This window comes from Listeria rocourtiae subsp. hofi, from assembly GCF_963575615.1.
GTDB lineage: Bacteria > Bacillota > Bacilli > Lactobacillales > Listeriaceae > Listeria_A > Listeria_A hofi.
Genome location: NZ_CAUYTL010000034.1, coordinates 1 through 24,151, shown reverse-complemented (window position 1 = coordinate 24,151; position 24,151 = coordinate 1). Strand labels below are relative to the sequence as shown.

At 43.4% G+C, this 24,151-nt stretch carries 20 protein-coding genes and 1 rRNA gene; 2 read left to right on the top strand and 19 right to left on the bottom strand.

What is annotated here, in order from left to right:
- Nucleotides 1-276 precede the first annotated feature (276 nt).
- The 4 genes from R8925_RS13065 to pcrB form a co-directional block, all read right to left on the bottom strand.
- Nucleotides 277-1,398 carry a CamS family sex pheromone protein gene (locus R8925_RS13065; RefSeq protein ID WP_430536243.1) on the bottom strand — a complete coding sequence of 374 codons (1,122 nt, stop codon included), beginning with the start codon at nucleotides 1,396-1,398 and terminating at the stop codon, nucleotides 277-279.
- Nucleotides 1,395-3,410, bottom strand: a complete 2,016-nt coding sequence (ligA, locus tag R8925_RS13060) for an NAD-dependent DNA ligase LigA (RefSeq protein ID WP_430536242.1) — start codon at nucleotides 3,408-3,410, stop codon at nucleotides 1,395-1,397. The genes R8925_RS13065 and ligA overlap by 4 nt, the downstream gene beginning before the upstream one ends.
- A gap of 14 nt (nucleotides 3,411-3,424) precedes the next feature.
- Entirely contained in the window at nucleotides 3,425-5,620 is a 2,196-nt protein-coding gene (gene pcrA, locus R8925_RS13055; protein ID WP_430536241.1) for a DNA helicase PcrA, read from the bottom strand.
- A gap of 71 nt (nucleotides 5,621-5,691) precedes the next feature.
- Complete coding sequence (pcrB, locus tag R8925_RS13050) at nucleotides 5,692-6,357, bottom strand: heptaprenylglyceryl phosphate synthase (RefSeq protein ID WP_430536240.1); 666 nt, start codon at nucleotides 6,355-6,357, stop codon at nucleotides 5,692-5,694.
- A gap of 397 nt (nucleotides 6,358-6,754) precedes the next feature.
- Here pcrB and R8925_RS13045 point away from each other — a divergent pair, with 397 nt between their 5' ends.
- Nucleotides 6,755-8,104 carry a sodium-dependent transporter gene (locus tag R8925_RS13045; RefSeq protein WP_430536239.1) on the top strand — a complete coding sequence of 450 codons (1,350 nt, stop codon included), beginning with the start codon at nucleotides 6,755-6,757 and terminating at the stop codon, nucleotides 8,102-8,104.
- A gap of 42 nt (nucleotides 8,105-8,146) precedes the next feature.
- Here the strand turns inward: R8925_RS13045 and R8925_RS13040 are convergent, their stop codons facing one another.
- Entirely contained in the window at nucleotides 8,147-8,440 is a 294-nt protein-coding gene (locus R8925_RS13040) for a YerC/YecD family TrpR-related protein (protein WP_036083496.1), read from the bottom strand.
- Between the two features lie 128 nt (nucleotides 8,441-8,568).
- Here R8925_RS13040 and R8925_RS13035 point away from each other — a divergent pair, with 128 nt between their 5' ends.
- Entirely contained in the window at nucleotides 8,569-10,416 is a 1,848-nt protein-coding gene (locus R8925_RS13035; protein ID WP_430536238.1) for a DUF2207 domain-containing protein, read from the top strand.
- Between the two features lie 57 nt (nucleotides 10,417-10,473).
- On the opposite strand, the gene purD is transcribed toward R8925_RS13035, so the two are convergent.
- From purD to rrf, 14 genes are all read right to left on the bottom strand, one after another.
- Nucleotides 10,474-11,736 (bottom strand): phosphoribosylamine--glycine ligase, encoded by a 1,263-nt coding sequence (gene purD, locus R8925_RS13030; RefSeq protein WP_430536237.1) that lies wholly within the window; start codon nucleotides 11,734-11,736, stop codon nucleotides 10,474-10,476.
- A 17-nt stretch (nucleotides 11,737-11,753) separates the two neighbouring features.
- Nucleotides 11,754-13,283 (bottom strand): bifunctional phosphoribosylaminoimidazolecarboxamide formyltransferase/IMP cyclohydrolase, encoded by a 1,530-nt coding sequence (gene purH / locus R8925_RS13025; protein ID WP_430536236.1) that lies wholly within the window; start codon nucleotides 13,281-13,283, stop codon nucleotides 11,754-11,756.
- Complete coding sequence (purN, locus tag R8925_RS13020; RefSeq protein WP_430536235.1) at nucleotides 13,280-13,840, bottom strand: phosphoribosylglycinamide formyltransferase; 561 nt, start codon at nucleotides 13,838-13,840, stop codon at nucleotides 13,280-13,282. Before purN ends, purH begins: the two co-directional genes overlap by 4 nt.
- A gap of 1 nt (nucleotide 13,841) precedes the next feature.
- Nucleotides 13,842-14,891, bottom strand: a complete 1,050-nt coding sequence (gene purM / locus R8925_RS13015) for a phosphoribosylformylglycinamidine cyclo-ligase (protein ID WP_430536234.1) — start codon at nucleotides 14,889-14,891, stop codon at nucleotides 13,842-13,844.
- Nucleotides 14,892-14,907: 16 nt separating this feature from the next.
- Nucleotides 14,908-16,338 (bottom strand): amidophosphoribosyltransferase, encoded by a 1,431-nt coding sequence (purF, locus tag R8925_RS13010; protein ID WP_430536233.1) that lies wholly within the window; start codon nucleotides 16,336-16,338, stop codon nucleotides 14,908-14,910.
- Nucleotides 16,323-18,548, bottom strand: coding sequence for a phosphoribosylformylglycinamidine synthase subunit PurL (gene purL / locus R8925_RS13005; RefSeq protein ID WP_430536232.1), 2,226 nt, complete (start codon nucleotides 18,546-18,548; stop codon nucleotides 16,323-16,325). Before purL ends, purF begins: the two co-directional genes overlap by 16 nt.
- A complete protein-coding gene (purQ, locus tag R8925_RS13000) occupies nucleotides 18,541-19,224 on the bottom strand; it encodes a phosphoribosylformylglycinamidine synthase subunit PurQ (RefSeq protein WP_430536231.1) in 684 nt (227 codons plus the stop codon). Before purQ ends, purL begins: the two co-directional genes overlap by 8 nt.
- A 2-nt stretch (nucleotides 19,225-19,226) precedes the next feature.
- On the bottom strand, nucleotides 19,227-19,472 hold the full coding sequence (gene purS / locus R8925_RS12995) for a phosphoribosylformylglycinamidine synthase subunit PurS (protein ID WP_036066366.1): 246 nt from the start codon (nucleotides 19,470-19,472) through the stop codon (nucleotides 19,227-19,229).
- The gene (purC, locus tag R8925_RS12990; protein ID WP_430536249.1) at nucleotides 19,473-20,183 is read right to left on the bottom strand and encodes a phosphoribosylaminoimidazolesuccinocarboxamide synthase; all 711 of its coding nucleotides are present in this window, start codon (nucleotides 20,181-20,183) and stop codon (nucleotides 19,473-19,475) included.
- Nucleotides 20,184-20,278: 95 nt separating this feature from the next.
- On the bottom strand, nucleotides 20,279-21,571 hold the full coding sequence (gene purB, locus R8925_RS12985) for an adenylosuccinate lyase (protein WP_430536230.1): 1,293 nt from the start codon (nucleotides 21,569-21,571) through the stop codon (nucleotides 20,279-20,281).
- Nucleotides 21,572-21,590: 19 nt separating this feature from the next.
- Nucleotides 21,591-22,715 (bottom strand): 5-(carboxyamino)imidazole ribonucleotide synthase, encoded by a 1,125-nt coding sequence (purK, locus tag R8925_RS12980; RefSeq protein ID WP_430536229.1) that lies wholly within the window; start codon nucleotides 22,713-22,715, stop codon nucleotides 21,591-21,593.
- Complete coding sequence (purE, locus tag R8925_RS12975) at nucleotides 22,708-23,196, bottom strand: 5-(carboxyamino)imidazole ribonucleotide mutase (protein ID WP_430536228.1); 489 nt, start codon at nucleotides 23,194-23,196, stop codon at nucleotides 22,708-22,710. The genes purK and purE overlap by 8 nt, the downstream gene beginning before the upstream one ends.
- Before the next feature lie 165 nt (nucleotides 23,197-23,361).
- The gene (locus tag R8925_RS12970; protein ID WP_430536227.1) at nucleotides 23,362-23,901 is read right to left on the bottom strand and encodes a DUF2179 domain-containing protein; all 540 of its coding nucleotides are present in this window, start codon (nucleotides 23,899-23,901) and stop codon (nucleotides 23,362-23,364) included.
- A 180-nt stretch (nucleotides 23,902-24,081) separates the two neighbouring features.
- Nucleotides 24,082-24,151, bottom strand: a 5S ribosomal RNA gene (gene rrf, locus R8925_RS12965); the annotation flags it as partial.

Below are 24,151 nucleotides of genomic sequence, written 5' to 3'. Positions count from 1 at the left end.
TTTTGATTACCTTAAAACTTAGCTCATGTACTCCTAGCTTTTTGTCGTGTAGAGTCTACATTTCGCTTTAAACAAATCGAGCGAAAGCGTTTGAAATCCGCAAGTTTGGAGCGGATTAACCGCTCACTTTGTTCACGCTTATATTGGCACTGTAACTCATTTCGAACAGTCCCAACAAAGCGGAATGTACGATTTGTACATGAGAACCGGAAGTCCACCAAACTTGCGGATTGCGAGCGCTTTTCGCCGATTTACTTGGAATATTATCTATCTTATTTAATCAAAGATGTGTGCTGTTGGCGTATCATCATTTGCCTTACGCGTGATAAGCGCCGCAGTACCATCAGTTGTAGTAATATTAACCTGAATTGCCGCATTTGTCGAGAGATGTTTTCCAATTAAATCCGTCACATACTGCGTAAATCCGATAATTTCTGCTTCTCCATAAAATTGCAATGGGATATCAATATTAAGATCTGCCATCTCACCGTCCTCATAACGAGCACGCCCAACGACACCTGTATAGTTCGGATAATATTTCTCGATGTCAGCTTTAAAATCTTCAAAGGAAGTGTTATCCGTCTTATGGTCTGATTTCGCGTCTGCAGAAGGTAGTACATAGCTCTTCTCATCGATTGCTTTCCATTTACCGAGACTCGCACCATCTGCATTAGCAAAAGCAAGGAAATTGCCGGGCACAACGCCATCACGCTTCCCTTGTTTATAAATTGCAATCGTCACCGGTACAGAATCCAAACCTTTTGTTGCCCGAATCCGGCTCAAAACAGTCGCAGCCATCTCTTTACCTTGCGTCAATAATTGACTATCAGAAATATTTTGCTCGAATGTCGCACCGAATTTCTCTTTCTGATAATAATCCACAGAATTCATCGCAAGCGCAATCGAAATACCGCCCAGTCCTACTGTATCCTTATCCGTCTTCTTCAAATAATCCTGTTCCAAAATATGTGCCAAATAAATCGGGGCACGCTGATCGCCATCTTTGCCATTATCTTTCGGATTCAGACCATCCTTATTCTTATCACTTGAGCGGTCTAGCCACTTCGTCAATGTCTCCGTCGTCAAATATTGACCTTCTTGAAACAGATAATTATCTGGTGAATAACTCTGCTGGGAAACCCGCATCAATCCAGACTCTAATTCATTAATATCATAGCGGGAGTTAATATTCGAAACGACTAACCCACGTGATTTGCTCGCCTTATATGGTAAAACTGTTTTATAGTAATTCGCGGAAATCTGGTTTTTTGTCATAATGCCTGTCTCTGCTTGTTGCGTGTCTTTTTTCTGCACAACCTGTTCATCCGAATCGAGATTCGGGGCACAACCTGCAAGTAAAAGAGCGGTGCTAAGGGAAACGACTAGTAATTTTTTCATTTGTTTTGACCACCTTCATCTGGTAAATATTCCATTAATTTTTGCTCGCTCCATACTGGTATCTCCAGTTCCTCAGCCTTAGCCAGTTTGGAACCTGCATCACTTCCTGCCACAACAACGTCCGTATTTTTACTTACGCTCCCCGTTACATTTCCACCTAAACTTTCAATTAATGCCTTTGCTTCCTCACGCTTCAGATGCTCTAATTTCCCTGTTAAAACAACTTTCTGATTCGCAAAAACGAGCCTCTCTTCTGGCATTAATTCTAATTTTGGACCTGTATAAATCATGTTTACTTCGGCTTTTTCTAACTTCGCTAGCAAATCATGTACTTCCTCATTCTCAAAATAAGCAACGACCGAGTCAGCCATCTTCTCGCCAATATCAGGCACCTCAATCAGTGCTTCTTTTTCAGCGATACGAAGCGCGTCCATCGTTTCGAAATACTGTGCTAAAACTTTCGCGGCCTTTGCGCCAACATGACGAATACCAAGACCAAACAGTAATTTCTCTAGTGAATTTTCGCGGCTCTTATCGATGGAAGCTAATAAATTCTGAACAGACTTCTCGCCCATTCTCTCTAATTCTACCAGCTTTTCGCCCGAAAGGAAAAACAAATCTGCTACATCTGTAATTAATTTTTGTTCGAATAGCTGCACGACTACTTTTTCGCCTAAACCATCGATGTTCATCGCATTGCGCGAAACGAAGTGAATCAAGCCTTCTTTTAGCTGGGCTGGGCACTTTGGATTAATACAGCGCAGTGCCACTTCACCTTCCAGACGAACCAGCTCACTCTCGCATGTTGGGCAATGGGTGGGCATTTGGTACGGCACTTGTTCTTCTGTTCGGTCTTCTGCCACCACTCGAATGACCTCCGGAATAATATCACCGGCTTTTTTTATCATTACAGTATCGCCAATCCGAATATCTCGGTCGTGAATTAAATCTTCATTATGAAGGGAAGCACGGCCAACCGTAGTCCCTGCCACACGCACAGGCTCTAAAATTGCAGTTGGTGTCACTACACCCGTTCGTCCAATACCAAGCTCGATATCTAGCAGTTTCGTTGCCACTTCCTCGGCTGGAAATTTATAAGCAATTGACCAGCGCGGTGATTTCGCAGTGAATCCAAGTGCTTGTTGCTGTGCTAAGCTATCCACCTTAATCACGATTCCATCGATGTCATAAGCAAGGTTTGCACGACCTGCCGTCCATTCCTCAATATATGCAAAAATTTCTTCTAGAGACTGGCACAAGCGACGTTCCTTATTCACCTTCAAGCCTAATTTCTCCAAGCGTGCCAATCCTTCACTATGTGACGCGACACCCATATCACCAAAATCTGCAACAGCATATAGAAAAATATCTAAGTTCCGCGATGCCGCAATTTTGGTATCTAATTGACGTAGAGATCCTGCCGCCGCATTACGAGGGTTGGCAAAAACCTCTAAGCCATCTTCTTCTCGTTTTTCATTCAGTTTTTGAAATGACTGTTTCGGCATGAACGCTTCGCCACGAACTTCAATCGTGAACGGCTCTTTGAGTGACATCGGAATCGAACGAATGGTTCGCAAGTTCGATGTAATATCCTCACCAATAGTTCCGTCACCACGTGTTGCGCCACGTTTATACTTTCCTGCTTCATATTGCAAAGAAACCGCTAAACCATCAATTTTTAGTTCGCACATGTAAGCGACATCATCACCCACCTTCTCGCGCACCCGGCGGTCAAAATCCTGCAAATCCTCATGGTTAAAAGCATTGCTAAGACTAAGCATCGGCGTTTCATGCGCCACCTTCTGAAAGCCAGCCAACACCTCTCCACCGACACGCTGTGAAGGGGATTCTGGTGTTACCCAGTCCGGATTTTTCTCCTCCAATCCAATCAATTCGTGCAAGAGTTGATCGTAGAGAGAATCCGGAGCTGTTGGGTTATCCGCAACATAGTACTCATAGCTAAGCCTTTCCAGTTCTTTAATTAATTCTTCATAACGTTCTCTTTCAGCCATTTCGCTTCACCCACTTATACTTTTTCAACAGGCGCAAATTCCGCCAGCAATCGTTTTACTCCGGTTGGACTTGGGAATGCAATGTCAAGCTCCATGCTGCTTCCCGTTCCTTTCACGCTGACAACCGTTCCGACGCCCCATTTCTTATGGCTTGCCTTGTCGCCAACTGTCCACGCCTCTTTCTCAGCGCCAGATGAACTATAACCAACAACCGATTTACTGTGCATGGATGACTTGGCAAACGGCACCTCTTTCAAACTATTCTCGTGTGCCATTTCAATTAAGTCATCTGGAATTTCATCAATAAAACGTGATTCTTTATTCGCCGTCGAACGACCGTACAACATCCGCGAATACGCACTCGTCATGTACAGCTCTTCTTCCGCACGCGTAATCCCAACATAAGCCAATCTACGTTCTTCTTCCATCTCATCTTCCTCAAAAAGCGCCCGACTATGTGGAAAAATTCCTTCCTCGAGTCCAACTAAAAAGACAACTGGAAACTCCAAACCTTTTGCTGAGTGTAGCGTCATGAGCGTCACAGCACCGCGTGACTTGTCTTCTTCATCCAATTTGTCAACATCCGCCACAAGTGCCAAATCTGTCAAAAAGCTGATCAACGTCTTGTCGTCATTTTCCTTTTCAAAGTTTTGCGTCACAGATAAGAACTCGTCAATATTCTCTAAACGCGTCTGCGCCTCAATTGTCCGCTCATTTTCTAGCATCGCACGATATCCCGATTTCTCAAGTACCTGCTCCACCAGCTCTGTCACTGACAAATAATCCTGCATTTGCGTGAAACCTTTAATCAAATCATGAAATTCTATCAATTGTTTCGAAATCTTCGCCGATAAGCCGACCATCTCAATCCGATCCAATACTTCAAAAACAGTTAAATCATAAGCCCCGGCCGTATTTGCAACTTTATCCATCGAACCCGCTCCAACACCGCGCTTGGGCACATTAATAATCCGTGCCAAACTGATGTCGTCATCATTATTCGAAATCAGACGCAAGTACGCTAATATATCCTTGATTTCTTTGCGATCATAGAACTTCGTACCGCCAACCATCTGATACGCCATATTCGACTTCATGAAGAATTCCTCCATCACACGCGACTGCGCATTTGTCCGATAAAGAATCGCGAAATCCGATAGCGGGCGGTTCGAGGTCTTAGCTTCCTCTTGAATTTTTGCAACGACGTATGCCGCCTCTTCTTTCTCCGTTAGCGCCTTATGATAGAAAATTTTCTTACCTTCATCGTTATTCGTCCATAGATTCTTCGCTTTTCGGTTACTATTATTCTCAATCACCCGGTTCGCAGCCGCCAAAATTCGCTTAGTTGAACGATAATTCTCCTCGAGCAGAATTGTTTGCGCATTTGGATAATCCTTCTCAAATGACATGATATTCGTAATATCCGCTCCACGCCAACCATAAATTGATTGATCCGAATCCCCAACAACACAAAGATTACGGAAACGCGCCGCCAGCAACTTCACTAAAATATACTGCGCATGATTCGTATCTTGGTACTCATCCACATGAATATATTGAAACTTCCGCTGATAAAATTCCAGTACATCTGGCACACGCTCAAACAACTGAATTGTTACCATAATTAAATCATCGAAATCAAGGGACTGATTCTTTTTTAGTTTCTTCTCATATTCCACATACACATCCGCAACCATCTGATCAAAAAAGCCAAATGCTTCCTTTTTATACTCTTCCGCATTCATCAATTCATTCTTAGCATTACTAATCGCTGCCAGAATTCCGCGCGGTTCAAACTTCTTCGTATCGACATTCTTATCCTTCAAAATGCCTTTAATAACCGAAATCTGATCTCCGCCATCCAAAATTGTAAAATTACGATTAAAACCAATGCGCTCAATATCCCGGCGTAAAATCCGAACACACATCGAGTGAAATGTCGAAATCCAAATCGATTCCGCTTCTGAACCTAGCAAACCACCAACACGTGCTTTCATCTCGCGCGCAGCTTTATTCGTAAACGTAATCGCTAAAATATTGTAAGGATTCACTCCACGCTCTTTCATCATATACGCGATACGATGCGTCAAAACACGCGTTTTCCCACTTCCGGCACCAGCCATAATCAAAAGCGGTCCTTCCGTCGTTTCAACCGCCTTCTTCTGTTGTGGATTCAATCCTTTTACTAAATCTTCCGCATTTAATTGCATTTTATCTTCACACCGCCAATACAAACATTTGTTCTTATTTTAACTTTTTAAACAACCGAAAGCAAGTGATATTATTGAATTGCACTCACCGTTTCCAACGCCTGTTCAAAATCTTCATACAAAACATTTCCAACGATAATCACATCCGCGATTTCAGCCATTTCACGTGCTTGGGCAACCGTTCGAATACCGCCACCATACCAAAGTTTCGTGTTAACGAGCTCCGAGCGCGCCGCTTGCAACATTCGTTTATCCCCAAAAACACCGCTATACTCGACATAAAAAATCGGTAATTGCAACATATTTTCAGCAATACTAGCGTACGCCGCCACATCGTCCTCTGTTAAATTCGTGTTGGCCTTTGCAAGGTTTGCCGCCTTCGCATCTGGATTTAATATACAATATCCCTCCACCAAAACATGCGGCCACGGAATAAAATCACCATACTTCTTTACAATCTTGTGATGCGCGCCAAGTAACCATTCCACATCTGTCGTGTTCAACACCATTGGAATCAAATACTCACTCGCACCAGGCATAATCATCGCCTCGTCGCTTACCTCCATAAAAACCGATAAGCCGCACGTTGCAAAAGAGCGAAATAACTCCTGCACCGCACCGATCTGCAAATCATCAGATCCCCCAATAATAAAACCATCCGTACCAGACCGAACCAACCGATCCACAGCACCATCCGGCAACACCTTCGCAGGATCCAACTTAAATAAATGTCTCACTAACAAAGCCCCTCCACCATCCATGAAATCACCTACGAACTAGCGTGGCACGACAATGCTTAGATCCTAGGCAAAGCCGAGCATCGGAGCGTACGACTTGTACGACAACTGAAAACAGGGAGGGAGTATTATCACCGACCATGTGAGAAGTTATGCGTAGCTCACTTGCGTAGAAGAGCACCGAAGCACAGGCTTTAACGACGGAGATGAGCGTTTGTCGCGCCACGCGCCACCTATAAGTATAACATTTTTAGGCGTACCCCGCACCACTTCCCAGACGCTTTTATAAAAATCTTTAACTTTAAGCAGAATTTAAGAAGATGCATTCATAATTCTTCTATGCTATGATTAAAGTACATACTATTATTTGATTTTTCGAGATGAAAGGAAGTCTCTTATGGATAATAACCGGGAACAGTGGGGTTCAAAATTAGGTTTTACACTTGCGTCAGTCGGCGCCATGATTGGTATCGGCGCTATCTGGAAAATGCCATATATTGCTTCTAAAGCAGGAGGTGGCGCTTTTTTCATCGCTTTTTTGATTCTAACATTTACAGTCGTGCTTCCAATCCTGATTGGAGAATACATTGTAGGACGCTCATCAAACAGTGATGCCATAAGGGCTTATAAAAAGTTAGCACCAAGTGGTCATTGGGACTTGGTTGGAAAGTTAGGTATCCTCGGATCTGTCCTAGTTTTTTCAATTTACAGTATTGTTGGAGGCTGGGTTCTTGCCTATATTATCAAAGTGACAACCGGCTCTGTTAGCCATATAGATTTAGCACAGCTCTCTTTGCAATTTAGCCTTACATCTGCCAATACAGCCACCGCAATTGCTGGAACTGGGATATTTATACTTTTAACGATATTAATCGTTTCTCTAGGAGTTCGGACAGGTCTTGAAAGATTCAGTAAATTGATGGTTCCTGCACTTTTTATTTTGCTTGTTATCTTAACAATTCGAGGATTGACACTTCCTAATGCAGTCACTGGGCTCAAACTATTTCTAAAGCCGGATTTCTCAGCTATTAATAGCCAAACCTTGCTCCTTATTCTAGGACAATCTTTTTTCTCACTCAGCGTCGGAATATCGCTAATGGTAACGTACGGCTCTTATTTAAATAAAAGCATTAATATTCCAAAAACATCTGCTTTTATAACATTACTCAATTTTTTCATTTCTATTCTAGTTGCCGTTGCGATTTTTCCGGTACTTTATTCCTTTGGGTTAAAGCCAAATGATGGGCCTGCTATATTGTTTGTCGTCCTACCTTCTATTTTCAATCAACTACCATTCGGTTCAGTTTTTTTCATCACCTTTTTACTCATGTTCCTAATCGCGATTCTTTCTTCAAGCTTCTCATTGCTTGAAACGGCAGTAGCACCTTTTATTTCAAAATTTTCAAGTCGAGCTTTGGCAACTTGGGTTATTGGTAGCCTTGTTTTCTTAATTGCCATCCCAGCAACACTGAGTTTCGGCACTTGGCATCAATATACTATTTTTGGTCGAACTATTTTTGAAGCGATTGATTACGTATCTACAAATATTATTTTCCCGTTAGGTGCATTATTCACAGCCGTTTTTGTAGGCTTTCGATTGCCTCGCCAATTACTATTTGACGAATTTACGCAAAGTAGTCGATTAGGTCGTAAAATGTTTATGCTTTGGCTACTGCTATTAAAATATGTTGCGCCTATCGCGATTATCCTAATATTCTTATCCGCAACTGGAATTATAACCTTTTAACAAAAGAGGTGTGCCGAAAGTGGCTCACCTCTTTATGACCATCTATTTATCTTTCATTCGATCAAATACTACCTCATACATGTCGTTACCATAATTGAGTGAACGCTTTACGCGCGAAATTGTTGCTGTGCTGGCGCCTGTTTCGGCTTCAATAACATTGTATGTCTTGCCCTCATGCAACATTCTAGCTACTTGAAAACGTTGTGACATCGATTGAATTTCGTTTACTGTGCATACATCATCAAAGAAAGCGTAACATTCTTCTAAATTCTCCAGTGCTAAGATCCCTTTAAAAAATGTATCTAGACCTTCACCACGCAGTTTTTCTATTTGCATGCGTATACCTCCATTTTAATCAGACTCTTCTTTACCATTTTAACGTACTAGTGTGAATAACACAACAAGAAGGTTCAAAAAGGCAAACGAACATGCTATACTATTTCTTATAATAGGGAGGTCTCAACATGAAAATGAAAATTGTCTTATTTTTCTCACTCTTATTTATGTTTCTCATAACGTTTCATCTACCAGTTTCGGCGGATCGTTCTTTTACAATACCAAAGTATGAAAACTATGTCCAGATTCAGCCGGATGGAACGGCTACAATCGCTGAAAATGTTCGCTATGATTTCGATGGCGCGTTTAATGGGGCGACAATGGATATTGATACGGCTGGTCTCCCACCAATCACAGACTTACGAGTAGCTGTCGATGGTCAACCATTTGTTGAAAGTAACTCAGAAAAAAATGGCACCTTTAAAGCAGATTATGTCGGTGATACATTAAAAATCCGCGTCTATTCTCCAACAGATACGGCGACAAAAGATTTCACCTATACGTACACATTAAAAAATGCGATTATCAACTACAATGACACTGCGGAATTTAATCGTAAACTGGTCGGAAAGAATTGGGAAAAAACATTAGATCAAGTTGCCATAACGATTACACTGCCGGAAGCAACCCAAAATGGCGAACTCCAAGCATGGGCACACGGGCCGTTAGATGGTAATGTCTCCATACAAAATAATAAAATTGTGAAACTAACTGCTGATAATGTCAAAGCTGGGCAATTCGTAGAGGCCCATGTGATTTTCCCAAACAATATTGTACCACTCAATCAAAATATCCAAGCTATTAATAAAAAAGCCAGCATTCAGGCACAAGAAGCCAAGCTGGCCAATCAAGCCAATTTTAAACGATCGCTTGCAAAAACCGTTTTTTACGGCGGTAGTTTGCTCATTTTACTGATTATTCTTGTGACGATTACCCTAACCTATGTAAAATATACAAAATCGAAAGTAGCCGTTTTTAAAGATAAGTATTTCCATGACATCCCGAATGACATGTCGCCAGCTGTTATGAACAAACTGATTTTCATGCAGACAGGCGCAAATGATATCGTTGCCACAATTATGGACTTAGTTCGCAAACGCCAGCTAACCATCGAAGAACTTCCACATCCTTCTGGCAATAAGAAAAAGGCTACCTACACCATCACAAAATTACCAGTCCCTTCTCCAATCAAACTTTTATCACACGAGACAAGGCTGTTAACGTGGCTCATCGATAAGATTGGTGATGGCGAAAAAGTAACTTTAAAAGAAATCAACGCGTATGCCAAGAAAAATACAACGGCTTTCCGAACTGCTTTTACAGGCTGGAAAAATAGCGTGCATGAGGAAGCAAAAAAATATGACTATTTCGATACAATTGCTAGCTCTAAAGCTACGAAACGGCTAGTTGGTGCCTTAATAGCTAGTATTTTGATTGGTACTGGTATCATTATTTTCAGTATTTTTGCAAGTATCTTCTCCTTGTTTGCTTGTATTGTAAGTTTTATCGCCTTCATTATTCTGCTTGTTTTTTGGGTTACCCAGTTTCCTATTAAAAACCAAGAGGGAGCAGAGGAATTTGCTAAATGGCACGCTTTTAAACGTTATATTAAAGATGTTGGGAATATGGATATTGCGGATGTTGGCTCTATCGCGATTTGGGACCATTACCTTTCTTACTCGATTTCACTCGGTCTAACGAAAGAAGTTCTAAAAGCCGCATCGATTCACTTCTCACCAGAACAAGTACAGCAACATTCTGGCTTGCTTTACTATTATTACGGGGGCGCTATGCTCGGCAGTGTAAACAATGCCAACATGGATACAGCCTTTGCAGAAAGCTTCCAAAACTCCTTCCAGAGCTCATTTAGCGGTGCATTAGCAAGTAGTGCATCGTCTGGCAGCGGTTCTGGTGGTGGTTTTAGCGGTGGTTCCAGTGGTGGCGGTGGTGGCGGCTCAGGTGGTGGAGCTTTTTAGAAAATAGAAAACCGTGCGTGGCTTCTCATGAAACGAGAAAACATCGCACGGTTTTACTTATTTTATAGCTTTCGTCCCAATATCCATTCGATAAAAGAAATCTGGATTCTCTAGCTTTTTCATTTCTTTGTAGAGTTTAGTTTGAGCCTCTACCATTGATTCTGCTGTTACGGAGACGAGCAATACGCGTCCACCATTGGATAGGAAAACACCCTCTTCCTCGGCTCGCTTTGTTCCTGCATGATAAACTTCTGCTTCCACATCGGCAAGACCTGTAATCGCTTTTCCTTTAGCGTATTCCTCAGGGTAACCAGCACTCGCTAAAACAACGCCAAGTGTCACACCACCATTATCCCATTCAAGCACAGGTTCACGATCGTGTAACAAATCATCAATCACCTTCGCAAAATCAGATCTTAAGCGCGGTAACACCACTTGTGTCTCTGGATCTCCAAATCGCGCATTGAACTCAATCACTTTTGGCCCTTCTTTTGTCACAATCAACCCTGCATACAAAATTCCAGAAAACGAGCGATTTTCTGCTACCATCCCTTTTGCTGCTGGAAATAGAATGCTCTTAATCGCTTCATCAACAACGGCTTGTGCGATATGGGGTACAGGTGAATAAGCGCCCATTCCCCCTGTGTTCGGTCCCTTATCGCCTTCATACGCTCGTTTATGATCTTGCGCAATCGCCATTGGATACACTCTTTCCCCACGAACGAAAGCCATCAATGAAAATTCCTCACCATCTAAAAAGTCCTCAATCACCACTTTTGCGGATGCCTCACCGAATTTGCTATCTAGCATCATATCTTTCAAAGCAAGTACCGCTTCTTCCATCTCAAAAGCAACAACTACCCCTTTTCCAGCCGCCAAGCCATCTGCCTTAATCACGATTGGCACACCTTTTTCTTGTAAATAAAGATAGGCGTCATCATAATTCGTAAACGTCTCTGAGTCCGCCGTTGGGATGTCGTATTTTTTCATGAATTGCTTTGCAAAATCCTTGCTACCTTCAATTAAAGCTGCTTGTTTTGATGGTCCGAATGCTTTTATTCTCGCAGCTTCAAAATCATCAACCAAGCCGTTTAAGAGCGGCACTTCTGGACCGACAATAACCCAATCTACAGCCTTATCTTTAGCAAATTCGACCAGCGCTTTAGCGTCAGTTTCTGAAATGGCATATGTCTCAATCGCATCGCTCACCATACCATCATTTCCCGGTACGCAAAATACTTTCTCCACACTATTGCTTTCTAGCAATTTCTTACTGATCGCGTGTTCACGACCACCGCTTCCAACAACTAAAATTTTCATTGTACCAACACGCTCCTTTAATGTTTGAAATGGCGAACATGTGTGAGGACCATTGCAATGCCATATTTGTTAGCCATCGCAATCGAGTCTTTATCTTTAATCGAGCCACCTGGTTGAATAATAGCTTTTATACCAGCTTCAGCAGCCGCTGCAACTGTATCATCCATTGGGAAAAAGGCATCCGAAGCCAGAACTGCACCTTGCGCTTTATCTCCTGCTTGATTCAGAGCAATTAGCGCTGCACCAATCCGGTTCATCTGTCCCGCACCGATTCCCAACGTTTGCTTATCATTTCCAACCACAATCGCGTTCGACTTCACGTGCTTCACAATTTTCCATTGAGCAACGAGCGCTTTCCACTCGCTCTCTGACGGTTGCGCGTCTGTCACCACTTCATATGTTGCCACATCTTCTGCTACAGCATCACCATCTTGCAACAACAAACCGCCAATTACAGAGGTTTTTTCCACCGCGTTTACCGGGCCTGAAAAAGGAACTGACAACAAGCGAATATTCTTCTTCTCCGATAAAATCGCAAATGCCTCTTCTGAAAAACTTGGCGCAATAATAATTTCTAAGAAAATCCGACTCATATGCGTTGCTGTTGCCGCATCTACTTCTCGATTAATCGCCACAATTCCACCAAAAATCGACGTCTCATCTGCTTCATAGGCTTTTAAATATGCCTCTTCTGGCGTAGTACCAACGCCAACACCGCACGGATTCATATGTTTCACAGCAACAGCTACAGGTTCCGAAAATTCAGATGCAATTCGAAGTGCCGCGTCTGTATCACGAATATTATTATATGACAACTCCTTGCCATGTAATTGTTTCGCTTCACTGATTGAATTTTTCGCACCAAGTGGTTCTGTGTAGAATGCCGCTTGTTGATGCGGATTTTCACCGTAGCGTAAAGCTTGTTTTTTATTATACGTCAATGTTAATTTTTCAGGGAACTCATCGCCCACAATATCCGTTAAATAACCTGCAATTAGAGCATCATAAGCAGCCGTATGACGGAAAACTTTCGCCGCCAAGCGCTGATTCGTCTCAAAAGTAACTGCGCCATGATCGCCAAGTTCTGCTAAAACAGAAGCATAATCCACGCTATCAACAACAACCGTCACCGCCGCGTAGTTTTTTGCCGCCGAGCGCAACATTGAAGGGCCACCAATATCAATGTTTTCAATCGCCTCACCTAGCTTCACACCTGGTTTAGCAATCGTTTCTTGGAATGGATATAAATTTACACAAACGAGATCAATTTTAGCAATATCATGTGCCTCAATCGCCGCCATATGCGCCGCATCATCACGACGAGCAAGCAAACCACCATGAATCGCTGGATGTAGCGTCTTCACACGACCATCCAGCATCTCTGGAAAATTCGTCACTTCCTCAATTCCAATCACAGGAACCGCACTATCTTCTAGCGCCTTCTTTGTTCCACCCGTCGAAATAATTTCAAAGCCAAGCTCAACAAGTGACTGCGCGAACGCCACGACACCTGTTTTATCTGACACACTAATTAATGCTCTTTTCATGATTGTCCCCCTATTATTTTTTTAACAACTTCTGGATAAAAGGCATGTTCCACTTTATGTATTCGAGTTGTGAGCATATCCAACGTATCCTCTGATAAAATAGCCACCGACTGTTGCGCGATAATCGGTCCCGTATCCATACCAGCATCCACAAAATGCGCAGTGACGCCCGTCTCCAACACTCCCGCATCCATTGCTTGACCAATTGCGTCTTTTCCAGGAAATTCCGGCAGCAGTGATGGGTGCAAGTTGATAATCTTATTTTCATAAGCCCTCAGCAACGTGTCACCAATCAAACGCATATATCCTGCTAAAACAAGAAAATCTACCTCAAATTCCTTTAATTTAGCCACGATTTCCCGTTCGAAAGCTGCTTTATCCACAAAGGTCTTTGGAGAGAACAGAAAAACCGGAATTCCAGCTGCTTCTGCCCGCTCCAAAACAAATGCGCCTGGCTTATCACAAACGAGTAAAGCGACAGACTCACGAATAATGACATCATCCACAAGCGCTTGAAAATTACTACCCGATCCCGAAGCAAAAATCGCAATTTTCATCTTAATTATCCTCCGTAAACACGACTTGTGCACCATCCAATTTTGGCGTCACTTTTCCAATCTCGTATGCTTTTTCGCCTTGTTCCTCTAAAATAGCTAATGTTCTTTTTGCATCATCTGCAGCAACAACAAGCACCATTCCGATTCCCATATTAAAAATCCCATACATTTCGTCGGCATCAATCTTTCCGTAACTTTGTAGCACATCAAAAATCGGCAGCACAGGCCAAGCATCACGCGTAATCGATACCGCCAAATCATCCGGCAAAACACGAGGTAGGTTTTCAATAAAACCGCCACCCGTCACGTGCGAAACACCATGTACTGTCACATTCTTCATCACTTCCAAAACAGGCTTCACATAAATACGCGTCGGCACAAGCAACTCAGCAGCAAGCGTCTTGCCTCCAAGTTCCGGCAAAACCGTATCCAGCGTAAAATCATGTTCCTTAAAGAAAACTTTGCGTACCAGTGAATATCCATTACTATGAATACCACTCGATGGCAAACCAATCAACACATCACCCACAGCAACTTTCTCACCCGTAATCACATTTGCCTTCTCGACCGCCCCGACCGTGAAACCAGCCAAATCATAATCATCCGCACCATACATGTCTGGCATCTCGGCTGTCTCACCGCCAACAAGCGCGCATCCAGCCAATTCGCAACCATCTGCTACACCTTTTACAATCTGCTCCATCTTGCTAGGAACCGTTTTTCCCGTCGCAATATAATCCAAGAAAAATAGCGGTTCTGCACCTTGCGCTAAAATATCATTCACACACATCGCGACACAATCCACGCCAATCGTATCATGCTTATCCGCCTCAATCGCAAGCAGCAACTTCGTACCAACGCCATCTGTCCCCGAAACGAGCACCGGTTCACGCAAGCCAAGCCCGCTAAGATCAAACATACCGCCAAACGAACCAATCGCGCCCATCACACCGTTACGCTTCGTGCGAGCCACATGTTTTTGGATTCGCTCCACAACCTCATAACCCGCCTCTACATCAACGCCAGCCTTACTATACGCATTCTCTGCCATTTGCAAAATTCCCCTCTCAACGTGACTCAGCTTCTAAACTCGCCAAATATTCTCTCTCATAATCAAACAATTCCGTTGGGTAATCCCCATTGAAATACGCCATACAAAGTCCACCGTAAGGCTCATCCGGATACGGCTTTCCAACCGCCTCAACCAAGCCATCCTCCGATAAATACGTCAGCGAATCAGCACCGATAATCCGGCAAATCTCATCCACTGAATAATTCGCCGCAATTAACTCACTCCGCGTCTGAATATCAATGCCATAAAAGCACGGAAAAGCAAGCGGTGGCGACGCAATTCGAACATGAACCTCAGCCGCACCAGCATCACGTAAAAGCTGCACGATACGGCGACTCGTTGTACCACGAACAATCGAATCATCAATCATGACAACCCGTTTTCCCTCTACGACACCACGCACCGCCGATAATTTCATTTTCACACCTTGTTCCCGCAATTCCTGTGAGGGGGCAATAAACGTCCGTGCCACATAACGATTCTTAATCAATCCTAATTCGTACGGAATCCCAGTCTCCTCTGCGTAACCAATCGCAGCCGAAATACTCGAATCTGGAACCCCTGTCACCACGTCAGCCTCTACAAAAGCCTCCTGTGCCAATCGTTTCCCCATCCGTTTTCGTGCTGAATGCACATTAATTCCAGCAATATTGGAATCAGGACGCGCAAAATAAATATATTCCATGCTACAAATTGAATGCTTCACATTTTCCGTATACTTCTCAATTTGCAACCCATCATCATTAATAATAATCAACTCACCCGGCTCCACATCACGCACAAACTCTGCGCCAACCGTATCAAAGGCACACGTCTCAGAAGCAATCACATAGGAGTCGCCAATTTTCCCAATCGAAAGTGGACGGAAACCATTCGGGTCAAGCGCTGCAATCAACTCATTCTCCGTCAACAGCATATACGCAAAACCGCCCTGCACTTTATTCAGCGCTACTTTCAAATCTTCCAAAAACGATCCCGTCTGACTACGCTTTAACAAATGAGCCAAAACTTCCGTATCCGAACTCGTCTGAAAAATCGCTCCTTCTTCTTCCAGCTCTTGTCGAAGCGTCTGCGCGTTAATCAAATTTCCATTATGCGCAAGCGCCAGACTCGAATTATGAAAATGGAACAAAAACGGTTGCACATTACTCAAACTCTTGCCACCAGCAGTCGCATAACGCACATGCCCAATCGCCGACTTCCCAACAAGTTCATCCAGTTCCCCGTGCTTAAACACATCCGCAAGCAGGCCTAAATTCCGGTGCCCCTTTAATGTCACGCCGTCCGTCGACACAATTCCTGCACCCTCTTGACCACGATGCTGCAAACTATGCAACCCGTAATACGTAATTTGTGCCGCACTCGGATGGTTCCAAATCCCAAAAATGCCACATTCCTCATTCAAACCTCTTATTTCAGTAGACATGGAATAGCCCCTTCCCAAACTTGTTTCAACTCACTAAGTTCGGCTGTAATTACTGATTTTTCCGTATGCACTACAAGTTGCGGCACGTCTGTCACTTCACCTAAGCGCACCAATTTTTCTGTTGCAAATAACTGCTCGAATTTCGTAGCATCATCTGCCTTCACCGAAACTAAGAACCGTGATTGCGATTCACTAAACAGCAATTCCGCTGCAAAAGGTACATTAATATCCGCACCCAAATCATTCGCAAAACCTGCCTCAGCAAGCGCTACAGCAAGTCCACCTTCCGCCAAATCATGAGCCGAAGCAACAAGCCCCTCACGAATCGCTGTCAATAAGAACTGTTGATAACGCTTTTCGACTTGTAAATCAAGTACAGGTGCGCGTCCGCTAATTTTGCCTTGCTCTAATTTTTGCAATTCCGAACCGCTGAATTCCGGTTTCGTTTCACCGATTAAGTAAATGACATCTCCAGCTTCTTTAAAGCCTTGCGTTGTAATATGCGCAACGTCTTCCACTAAGCCAACCATTCCGATTACCGGCGTCGGATAGATACCTTCTCCATCCGTTTCATTATACATCGATACATTTCCCGAAATAACAGGTGTATCAAGCTCTAAGCAAGCCGCACTAATACCATCTGCCGCCTTCTCAATCTCCCAGAAAATCTCTGGTTTTTCAGGATTACCAAAATTGAGACCATCCGTAATCGCCAGCGGTTTTGCACCCGAACAAACAATATTTCGCGCAGCTTCTGCAACCGCAATCTGCCCACCAGCCTCAGGATCCAAATACAAGTAACGTGAATTACAATCCGTCGTCATCGCAATAGCTTTATTCGTCCCACGAACTCGTAAAACCGCCGCATCCGAACCAGGTGCAACCGCCGTATTCGTCCGAACTTGGTAATCAAACTGTTCGTAAATATGACGCTTACTTGCAATCGTTGGTTGCCCAAGTAAAGCTTTCCAAGTTTCAACAACATTTGTCACGACTGGCGAAAAAGCTTCTTCCGCTTGGAAATCACGATACCGTTGCGGTTCTGATGAAGGTTTATGATAGACAGGCGCATCCTCAGCAAGCGCATCAACCGGCACATTCGCCACGACTTCACCATGATGCACAATTTTATACATCTTATCGTCCGTCACCGTTCCGATTGTCACAGCCTCCAAACCGTAGCGCTCAAACAATGCCTTAATCTCCGCCTCATGCCCTTTTTTCACGCATAAAAGCATCCGTTCCTGTGACTCCGAGAGCAACATTTCATAGGCCGACATATGCGTTTCCCGTTGTGGCACGTCATCCATAATAAGCTCCAAGCCTGATCCAGCTTTCGAAGCCATCTCAGAACTCGAACTAACTAGACCAGCCGCACCCATATCCTGAATCCCAATCAAAATATCCGAATGATCACGAATCAAGTCCAGACAAGCCTCAAGCAATAATTTTTCCATAAACGGATCGCCTACCTGAACCGCTGAACGTTGCTGCTCGCCCTCTTCACTAAACTCTACCGAGGCAAAAGTTGCACCATGAATTCCGTCGCGACCAGTTTTCGCTCCAACGTACATCACTGGATTACCAACGCCAACCGCCTGACCTTTTTGTATATCCTCTTTTGCAATTAAACCAACACACATCGCGTTTACCAAAGGATTCTTCGCATAGCACGGATCAAACTGCACCTCACCGCCAACCGTCGGAATACCAATGGAGTTCCCGTAACCAGCAATTCCAGCTACAACCTCATTCACCAAATATTTCGTATGTGGATTATCAATCTCACCAAAACGAAGCGAATTCAACATCGCAATCGGACGCGCACCCATCGAGAACACATCGCGAATAATCCCGCCAACCCCGGTTGCAGCCCCTTGATACGGCTCCACGTAAGAAGGATGGTTATGACTTTCCACTTTAAAAGCAACGCCAAGTCCATCGCCAATATCCACAATCCCAGCACCCTCACCAGGGCCTTGTAACACTTGTGGCCCCTCTGTTGGGAATTTGCGTAACACTGGTTTTGAATTTTTATAACTACAGTGCTCCGACCACATCACAGAAAACAAACCTGTCTCCGTATAGTTCGGCTTCCTCTTTAAAATATCACAAACAAGACCATACTCACTCTCACTAAGCCCCATCGTCTCATAAATTTTCTGTTCCTCAATTTGCGCCGCTGACGGTTCCTGATTCACATTAAGCATGTACCTGTTCCTCCTTCCAAGCCTTCAACATCGATTTAAAAACGCCAAGTCCAGCTGTACCGCCAACAACATCCTCCACAGCACGCTCCGGATGTGGCATCATGCCAAGCACATTGCCAGCTTTATTCGTAATCCCAGCAATATTCGCAATACTTCCATTAGGGTTTTCTGACGCATATGTGAACACAATTTGTCCATTCGCCTGCAAATCCGCAAGCGTCGCATCATCACAATAATAGTTCCCCTCGCCATGTGCCACAGGAATCCGAATCTCTTCCCCCGCCACATATTCTGACGTAAACATCGTCTCTGCATTCTCCACACGCAGACTAACCGTCTTACAAACAAAATGGAGATTATTGTTCCGAATCAAAGCTCCTGGAAGCAAGCCACTCTCTGCCAAAATTTGAAACCCGTTACAAACACCTAGCACAAGCTTCCCCGTCTCCGCAAACCGTACAACCTCTGGCATAATATTCGCAAACTTCGCAATCGCACCTGTCCGCAAATAATCCCCATATGAGAAACCACCAGGAAGTAGCACCGCATCAAACCCATCTAAACTCGTTTCTGCATGCCACACATACTCTGCCTCTTCACCAAGCGCGTCAGAAATCGCATGTAACATATCTAAATCACAATTCGAACCTGGAAATTGAATGACCGCAAATTTCATCCTTAAGCCTCCTCGATTTCATAACGATAATCTTCCATAACTGGGTTTGTCAGCAACTTATCGCACATTTCATCCAAGACAGCATGAATGTCACGATCCGATTTTGCCACTTGAAGTTCCATGTATTTTCCAATCCGAACATCCTCAACCTCACCGTAATTTAAGCTTTTTAGCGACCCCATCACTGCTGTACCTTGTGGATCCAATACACTCTTTTTCAACGTTACAAACACCTTCACATTATACATTCAAACGACCTCCTTTAATCTTTTCAAAACTTCCTCATAAACCGCTGTTAAATTCCCAATATTCCGACGAAATACATCCTTATCCAGCTTGGCATTCGTATCCCGATCCCATAAACGACACGTATCCGGCGAAATTTCATCGGCAAGCAGAATTTTTCCATCCTGATCGCGTCCAAATTCTAATTTGAAATCAATCAGCGTAATATTCATTTTTGCGAATAATTCACATAATGCTACATTCACATCAAGCGCCGCCTGCTTCAAAATCGCAATCTCATCTTCTGTCGCGGCTTCTAAATAAAGCACATGCGCATCATTAATGAATGGATCATCTAGCGCATCTTCCTTATAATAAAACTCGACAATCGGCTGTTTCGCAGGTGCCCCTTCTGGAACCCCAAGACGCTTCGCCAAACTTCCCGCAATCACGTTTCGCACAACGACCTCAAGCGGAATAATCTCAACCGAGCGCACCAGCTGCTCTGTATCCGACAACTGCTCCACAAAATGACTCTTAATTCCCGCATCCTGCAAATAAGTAAAAATACGCGACGTAATCTCGTTATTCAAACGCCCTTTGCTCGCAAAACTCTCCTTACGCTCCCCGTTCAGCGCTGTTGCATCATCCTTATACGCCACCCGTAAGATACCATCCTGATCCGTACTAAATAACCGTTTTGCCTTGCCTTCATACAATAAATTCGCCACTATGAAAAGTCTCCTTTGACATCAGAATTTTAATCCAAATAAAGCATGAAAAACCATGAAGACACCATAACCCTCCATAGTTTTTCACGATGTCTTCCTTAAAGTCCTAAACGATTAAAAATCATATCCACCTGTTTCAAATGATAATTATAATCAAAGCAAGCTTCAATTTCATCTTTAGAAAGTAATCCCGTAATCTTAGGTTCCGCTTCAACTAGCGTCTTAAATGGCACCTGAGACTCCCAAGCTTCCATCGCTTTAGGTTGCACCGTATCATAGGCCTCTTCACGAGCCATCCCCTTATCAATCAACGTTAATAACACACGCTGCGAATAAATCAGACCTAACGTCCGATCCATATTGCGCTTCATATTTTCTGGGAACACCGTCAAATTTTTCACGATATTGCCAAAACGATTCAAAATATAGTCAAGTAAAATCGTTGCATCCGGTAAAATAATACGTTCGGCAGACGAATGCGAAATATCACGCTCATGCCACAACGGCACATTCTCATAAGCTGTCACCATATGTCCACGAATCACACGCGCAAGTCCCGTCACATTCTCCGATCCAATTGGATTACGCTTGTGCGGCATCGCAGAAGATCCCTTTTGTCCCTTCGCAAAAAACTCCTCCACCTCACGAACTTCACTCTTTTGAAGCGCACGAACTTCCACAGCAAACTTCTCAACAGAAGTTGCAATCAAAGCGAGCGTAGCCATATAATCCGCGTGACGATCCCGCTGCAATGTTTGCGTCGAAATCGGAGCCGGCGTCGTACCTAGTTTCTTACAAACATATTCTTCCACAAATGGATCGATATTTGCATACGTACCAACAGCACCAGAAATTTTTCCAAACTCAACACCACTAGCAGCACGATTAAAGCGTTCCAAATTACGCTTCATTTCCTCATGCCAGAGCGCCAATTTCAAGCCAAACGTCGTTGGTTCTGCGTGCACACCATGCGTCCGTCCCATACAAACCGTATGTTTATATTCCTTAGCCTTATTTGCCAAAATCTCAATAAACCGTTCTAAATCAGCACGCAAAATCTCATTAGCCTGCTTCAAAATATACGAATTTGCAGTATCCACAACATCCGTTGAAGTCAATCCATAATGCACCCATTTACGCTCATCACCAAGCGATTCCGATACACTTCTTGTGAACGCCACAACATCGTGGCGCGTCTCAAGCTCAATCTCCTGAATCCGCGCCACATCAAATGTTGCATTTTCACGAATCTTCGCTACATCTTCTTTTGGAATTTCACCAAGCTCCGCCCAAGCCTCACAAGCAAGAATTTCAACTTCTAACCAAGCCTGAAAACGATTCTGTTCTGTCCAAATATTACCCATCTCTTCTCTCGTATAACGCTCAATCATCGTTTCTCAAATCCCCCAATTAACTCCAAATTTTCATACCACGTAATTTCTCTATCTCAACAAGCGGATTATCAGAAAGTACGGTTATATGCCCCATTTTTCTATCAATCTTCGCTTCTTGTTTTCCGTAATAATGAACAAACCACTCTGGATGCGCGTCCAATACCTCATTCACACCATCTACATGCTGACCTAAAATATTCACCATCATCGCCGGACGCAACAACTCCACCTCAAGAAGCGGCAAACCGGAAATCGCCCGAATATGTTGTGTAAACTGCGAAATATTGCAAGCCTCAATCGAGAAATGCCCCGAGTTATGCGGTCTAGGTGCCAACTCGTTTACATAAATCGCGCCTGAGTTCGTCACAAACATCTCCACCGCCAAAACACCTTCCAAATGAAGATACTCTGCCAATTTCACTGCAATAGCCTCCGCCTCATGAACTGATTCCGCGTCAAGTGTTGCCGGAACATGCGTCGTATGCAATATGTTATTTTTATGGTCATTTTCTGCTACAGGAAACGTCTCAATTTGCCCTGAAGCATTACGAGCTACAATCACAGAAACTTCACGCTCAAACGGAATCCATGCCTCCAGCACACACGTACCGAAGCGAAGTAACCCCAGCGCTTTATCAATATCGTCTTCATTCTGAATCACATATTGCCCTTTGCCATCATAACCGCCCTGCGTTGTTTTAAGCACCGCCGGATAACCTAAGCTACTAATATGCTGAACAATATCATCTTTGTCCACAATCACCGCATATGGTGCTAAATTAATATTAATAGACTCCAAATATGCCTTTTCCAAAATCCGATCCTGCGTAATTGACAACAGCTCCGACCCCTGTGGAATACGAACAATGTCCTCAATCGAACGAATCGCGTCATTATCTACGTTTTCAAACTCATATGTCACAACATCACTTTTCTCAGCCAATTCTTTCAAAGCTGCCAAATCCGTATAATTCGCAACAATCTGCTCATCCGCGACTTGTCCGCACGGAGCATCTACAGTTGGATCGAGCACAATCACCCGAAATCCCATTGCCTTCGCAGCCAAAGCCATCATTCGACCTAACTGCCCACCTCCGATAATGCCAATCGTGCTATTTGGTAATAAATATGTTTTACTCAAGAGAATCACTACTTTCTAGAACTTTTTCTTCTAGTGTATCACGTCTATTTTCCAAACGGCTAGCAATTACCTCATTTTCAACCGATAAAATTTGCGCAGCCAATAATCCAGCATTTACCGCTCCCGCCTCACCTATTGCAACAGTAGCGACTGGAACACCTCCAGGCATCTGCACAATCGATAATAGCGAATCCAATCCATTTAACGCTTTAGACTTCACAGGAACACCAATAACAGGTAAAGTCGTCTTCGCAGCGACCATACCTGGCAAATGCGCAGCACCTCCAGCCCCGGCAATAATAACCTTAATCCCGCGGCTTCTCGCATTTTCCGCATATGTAAACATTAAATCCGGTGTGCGGTGTGCAGAAACAACCTTTTTCTCATAAGCTATTCCCAATTCTTCCAATACCTCACATGACTTCCTCATCGTCTCCCAATCAGAAGTGCTTCCCATAATGACACCAACTTGTGCACACATTCAATGTTTCACTCCTCTTCTATACCAATACTATTTGACCTCTTCATTCTAACAATAGCTGTTAGTAAAGTCAACCATAAAATCGAACAATAAAAAGAAAGCCTAATTTAATGTTCGTGTTTATTCCTTTTTTTCCACATAAAAAAAGTAACCCTCCGTAGAAAGTCACTTTTTCTTAACACCACCACGCACTTGCTTAACCCAAAATCCGCCATAGATTTGCTTGGGTTCTGATGATACAATAAACGCCTTATCATCAATTGCAATAATTTGTTGATACAATTTATTCTCATTTTTTCGTGGTGTTAATATTTCCAACATCATTCGCTCGCCATCACGCCCACTTGCAATCCAACTAGTAACACCATACCCCGCATTTCTAATCTGATTTGCTAAATCTAAGTTATAGTCCTTCGTAATCACATTAACCGTAATATAACCTAAAGCTAAGCGTTCCTCAATCTTCATACCGACAATAATACCTACCCCAAAACCGAGTGCATACGCCGCTATGTTAGCAATATCATTCAAGTTACTCATAACCATTCCGAGTGCCACAATGTAGACCACAATCTCAAATACACTCACGATAGCAGCACGATACCGATACCCTTTCATCGTCATCAATAACCTCACCGTATTAAGTGATACATACAAGATATTAATAGTAAAAATCGTGAGTATCATTCCTATAGTATCTCCCATATCAATTCCCCCTCTAAAAAAACGCAACTCTTCTTATCCCTTTTTTTCACCAAATAAAATATCTCAAACCTAATCCTATCTTAAAAATCATTAAGTAGCAAGACTAAATTTCAAGAAAATAATTTATCAAGAAAAAATAAAAAGCACCCATTGAAAAATGAGTACTTAAAAATATACATTGCCCGGCGACGACCTACTCTCACAGGGGGAAGCCCCCTACTACCATCGGCGCTGAAAAGCTTAACTTCCG

Coding starts and splice junctions, on each gene's coding strand:
- R8925_RS13065 (WP_430536243.1), bottom strand. CDS start 1,398: ATGAAAAAATTACTAGTCGTTTCCCTTAGCACCGCTCTTTTACTTGCA.
- ligA (WP_430536242.1), bottom strand. CDS start 3,410: ATGGCTGAAAGAGAACGTTATGAAGAATTAATTAAAGAACTGGAAAGG.
- pcrA (WP_430536241.1), bottom strand. CDS start 5,620: ATGCAATTAAATGCGGAAGATTTAGTAAAAGGATTGAATCCACAACAG.
- R8925_RS13045 (WP_430536239.1), top strand. CDS start 6,755: ATGGATAATAACCGGGAACAGTGGGGTTCAAAATTAGGTTTTACACTT.
- R8925_RS13040 (WP_036083496.1), bottom strand. CDS start 8,440: ATGCAAATAGAAAAACTGCGTGGTGAAGGTCTAGATACATTTTTTAAA.
- R8925_RS13035 (WP_430536238.1), top strand. CDS start 8,569: ATGAAAATGAAAATTGTCTTATTTTTCTCACTCTTATTTATGTTTCTC.
- purD (WP_430536237.1), bottom strand. CDS start 11,736: ATGAAAATTTTAGTTGTTGGAAGCGGTGGTCGTGAACACGCGATCAGT.
- purH (WP_430536236.1), bottom strand. CDS start 13,283: ATGAAAAGAGCATTAATTAGTGTGTCAGATAAAACAGGTGTCGTGGCG.
- purN (WP_430536235.1), bottom strand. CDS start 13,840: ATGAAAATTGCGATTTTTGCTTCGGGATCGGGTAGTAATTTTCAAGCG.
- purM (WP_430536234.1), bottom strand. CDS start 14,891: ATGGCAGAGAATGCGTATAGTAAGGCTGGCGTTGATGTAGAGGCGGGT.
- purF (WP_430536233.1), bottom strand. CDS start 16,338: ATGTCTACTGAAATAAGAGGTTTGAATGAGGAATGTGGCATTTTTGGG.
- purL (WP_430536232.1), bottom strand. CDS start 18,548: ATGCTTAATGTGAATCAGGAACCGTCAGCGGCGCAAATTGAGGAACAG.
- purQ (WP_430536231.1), bottom strand. CDS start 19,224: ATGAAATTTGCGGTCATTCAATTTCCAGGTTCGAATTGTGATTTAGAT.
- purS (WP_036066366.1), bottom strand. CDS start 19,472: ATGTATAATGTGAAGGTGTTTGTAACGTTGAAAAAGAGTGTATTGGAT.
- purB (WP_430536230.1), bottom strand. CDS start 21,571: ATGATTGAGCGTTATACGAGAGAAGAGATGGGTAATATTTGGACAGAA.
- purE (WP_430536228.1), bottom strand. CDS start 23,196: ATGTGTGCACAAGTTGGTGTCATTATGGGAAGCACTTCTGATTGGGAG.
- R8925_RS12970 (WP_430536227.1), bottom strand. CDS start 23,901: ATGGGAGATACTATAGGAATGATACTCACGATTTTTACTATTAATATC.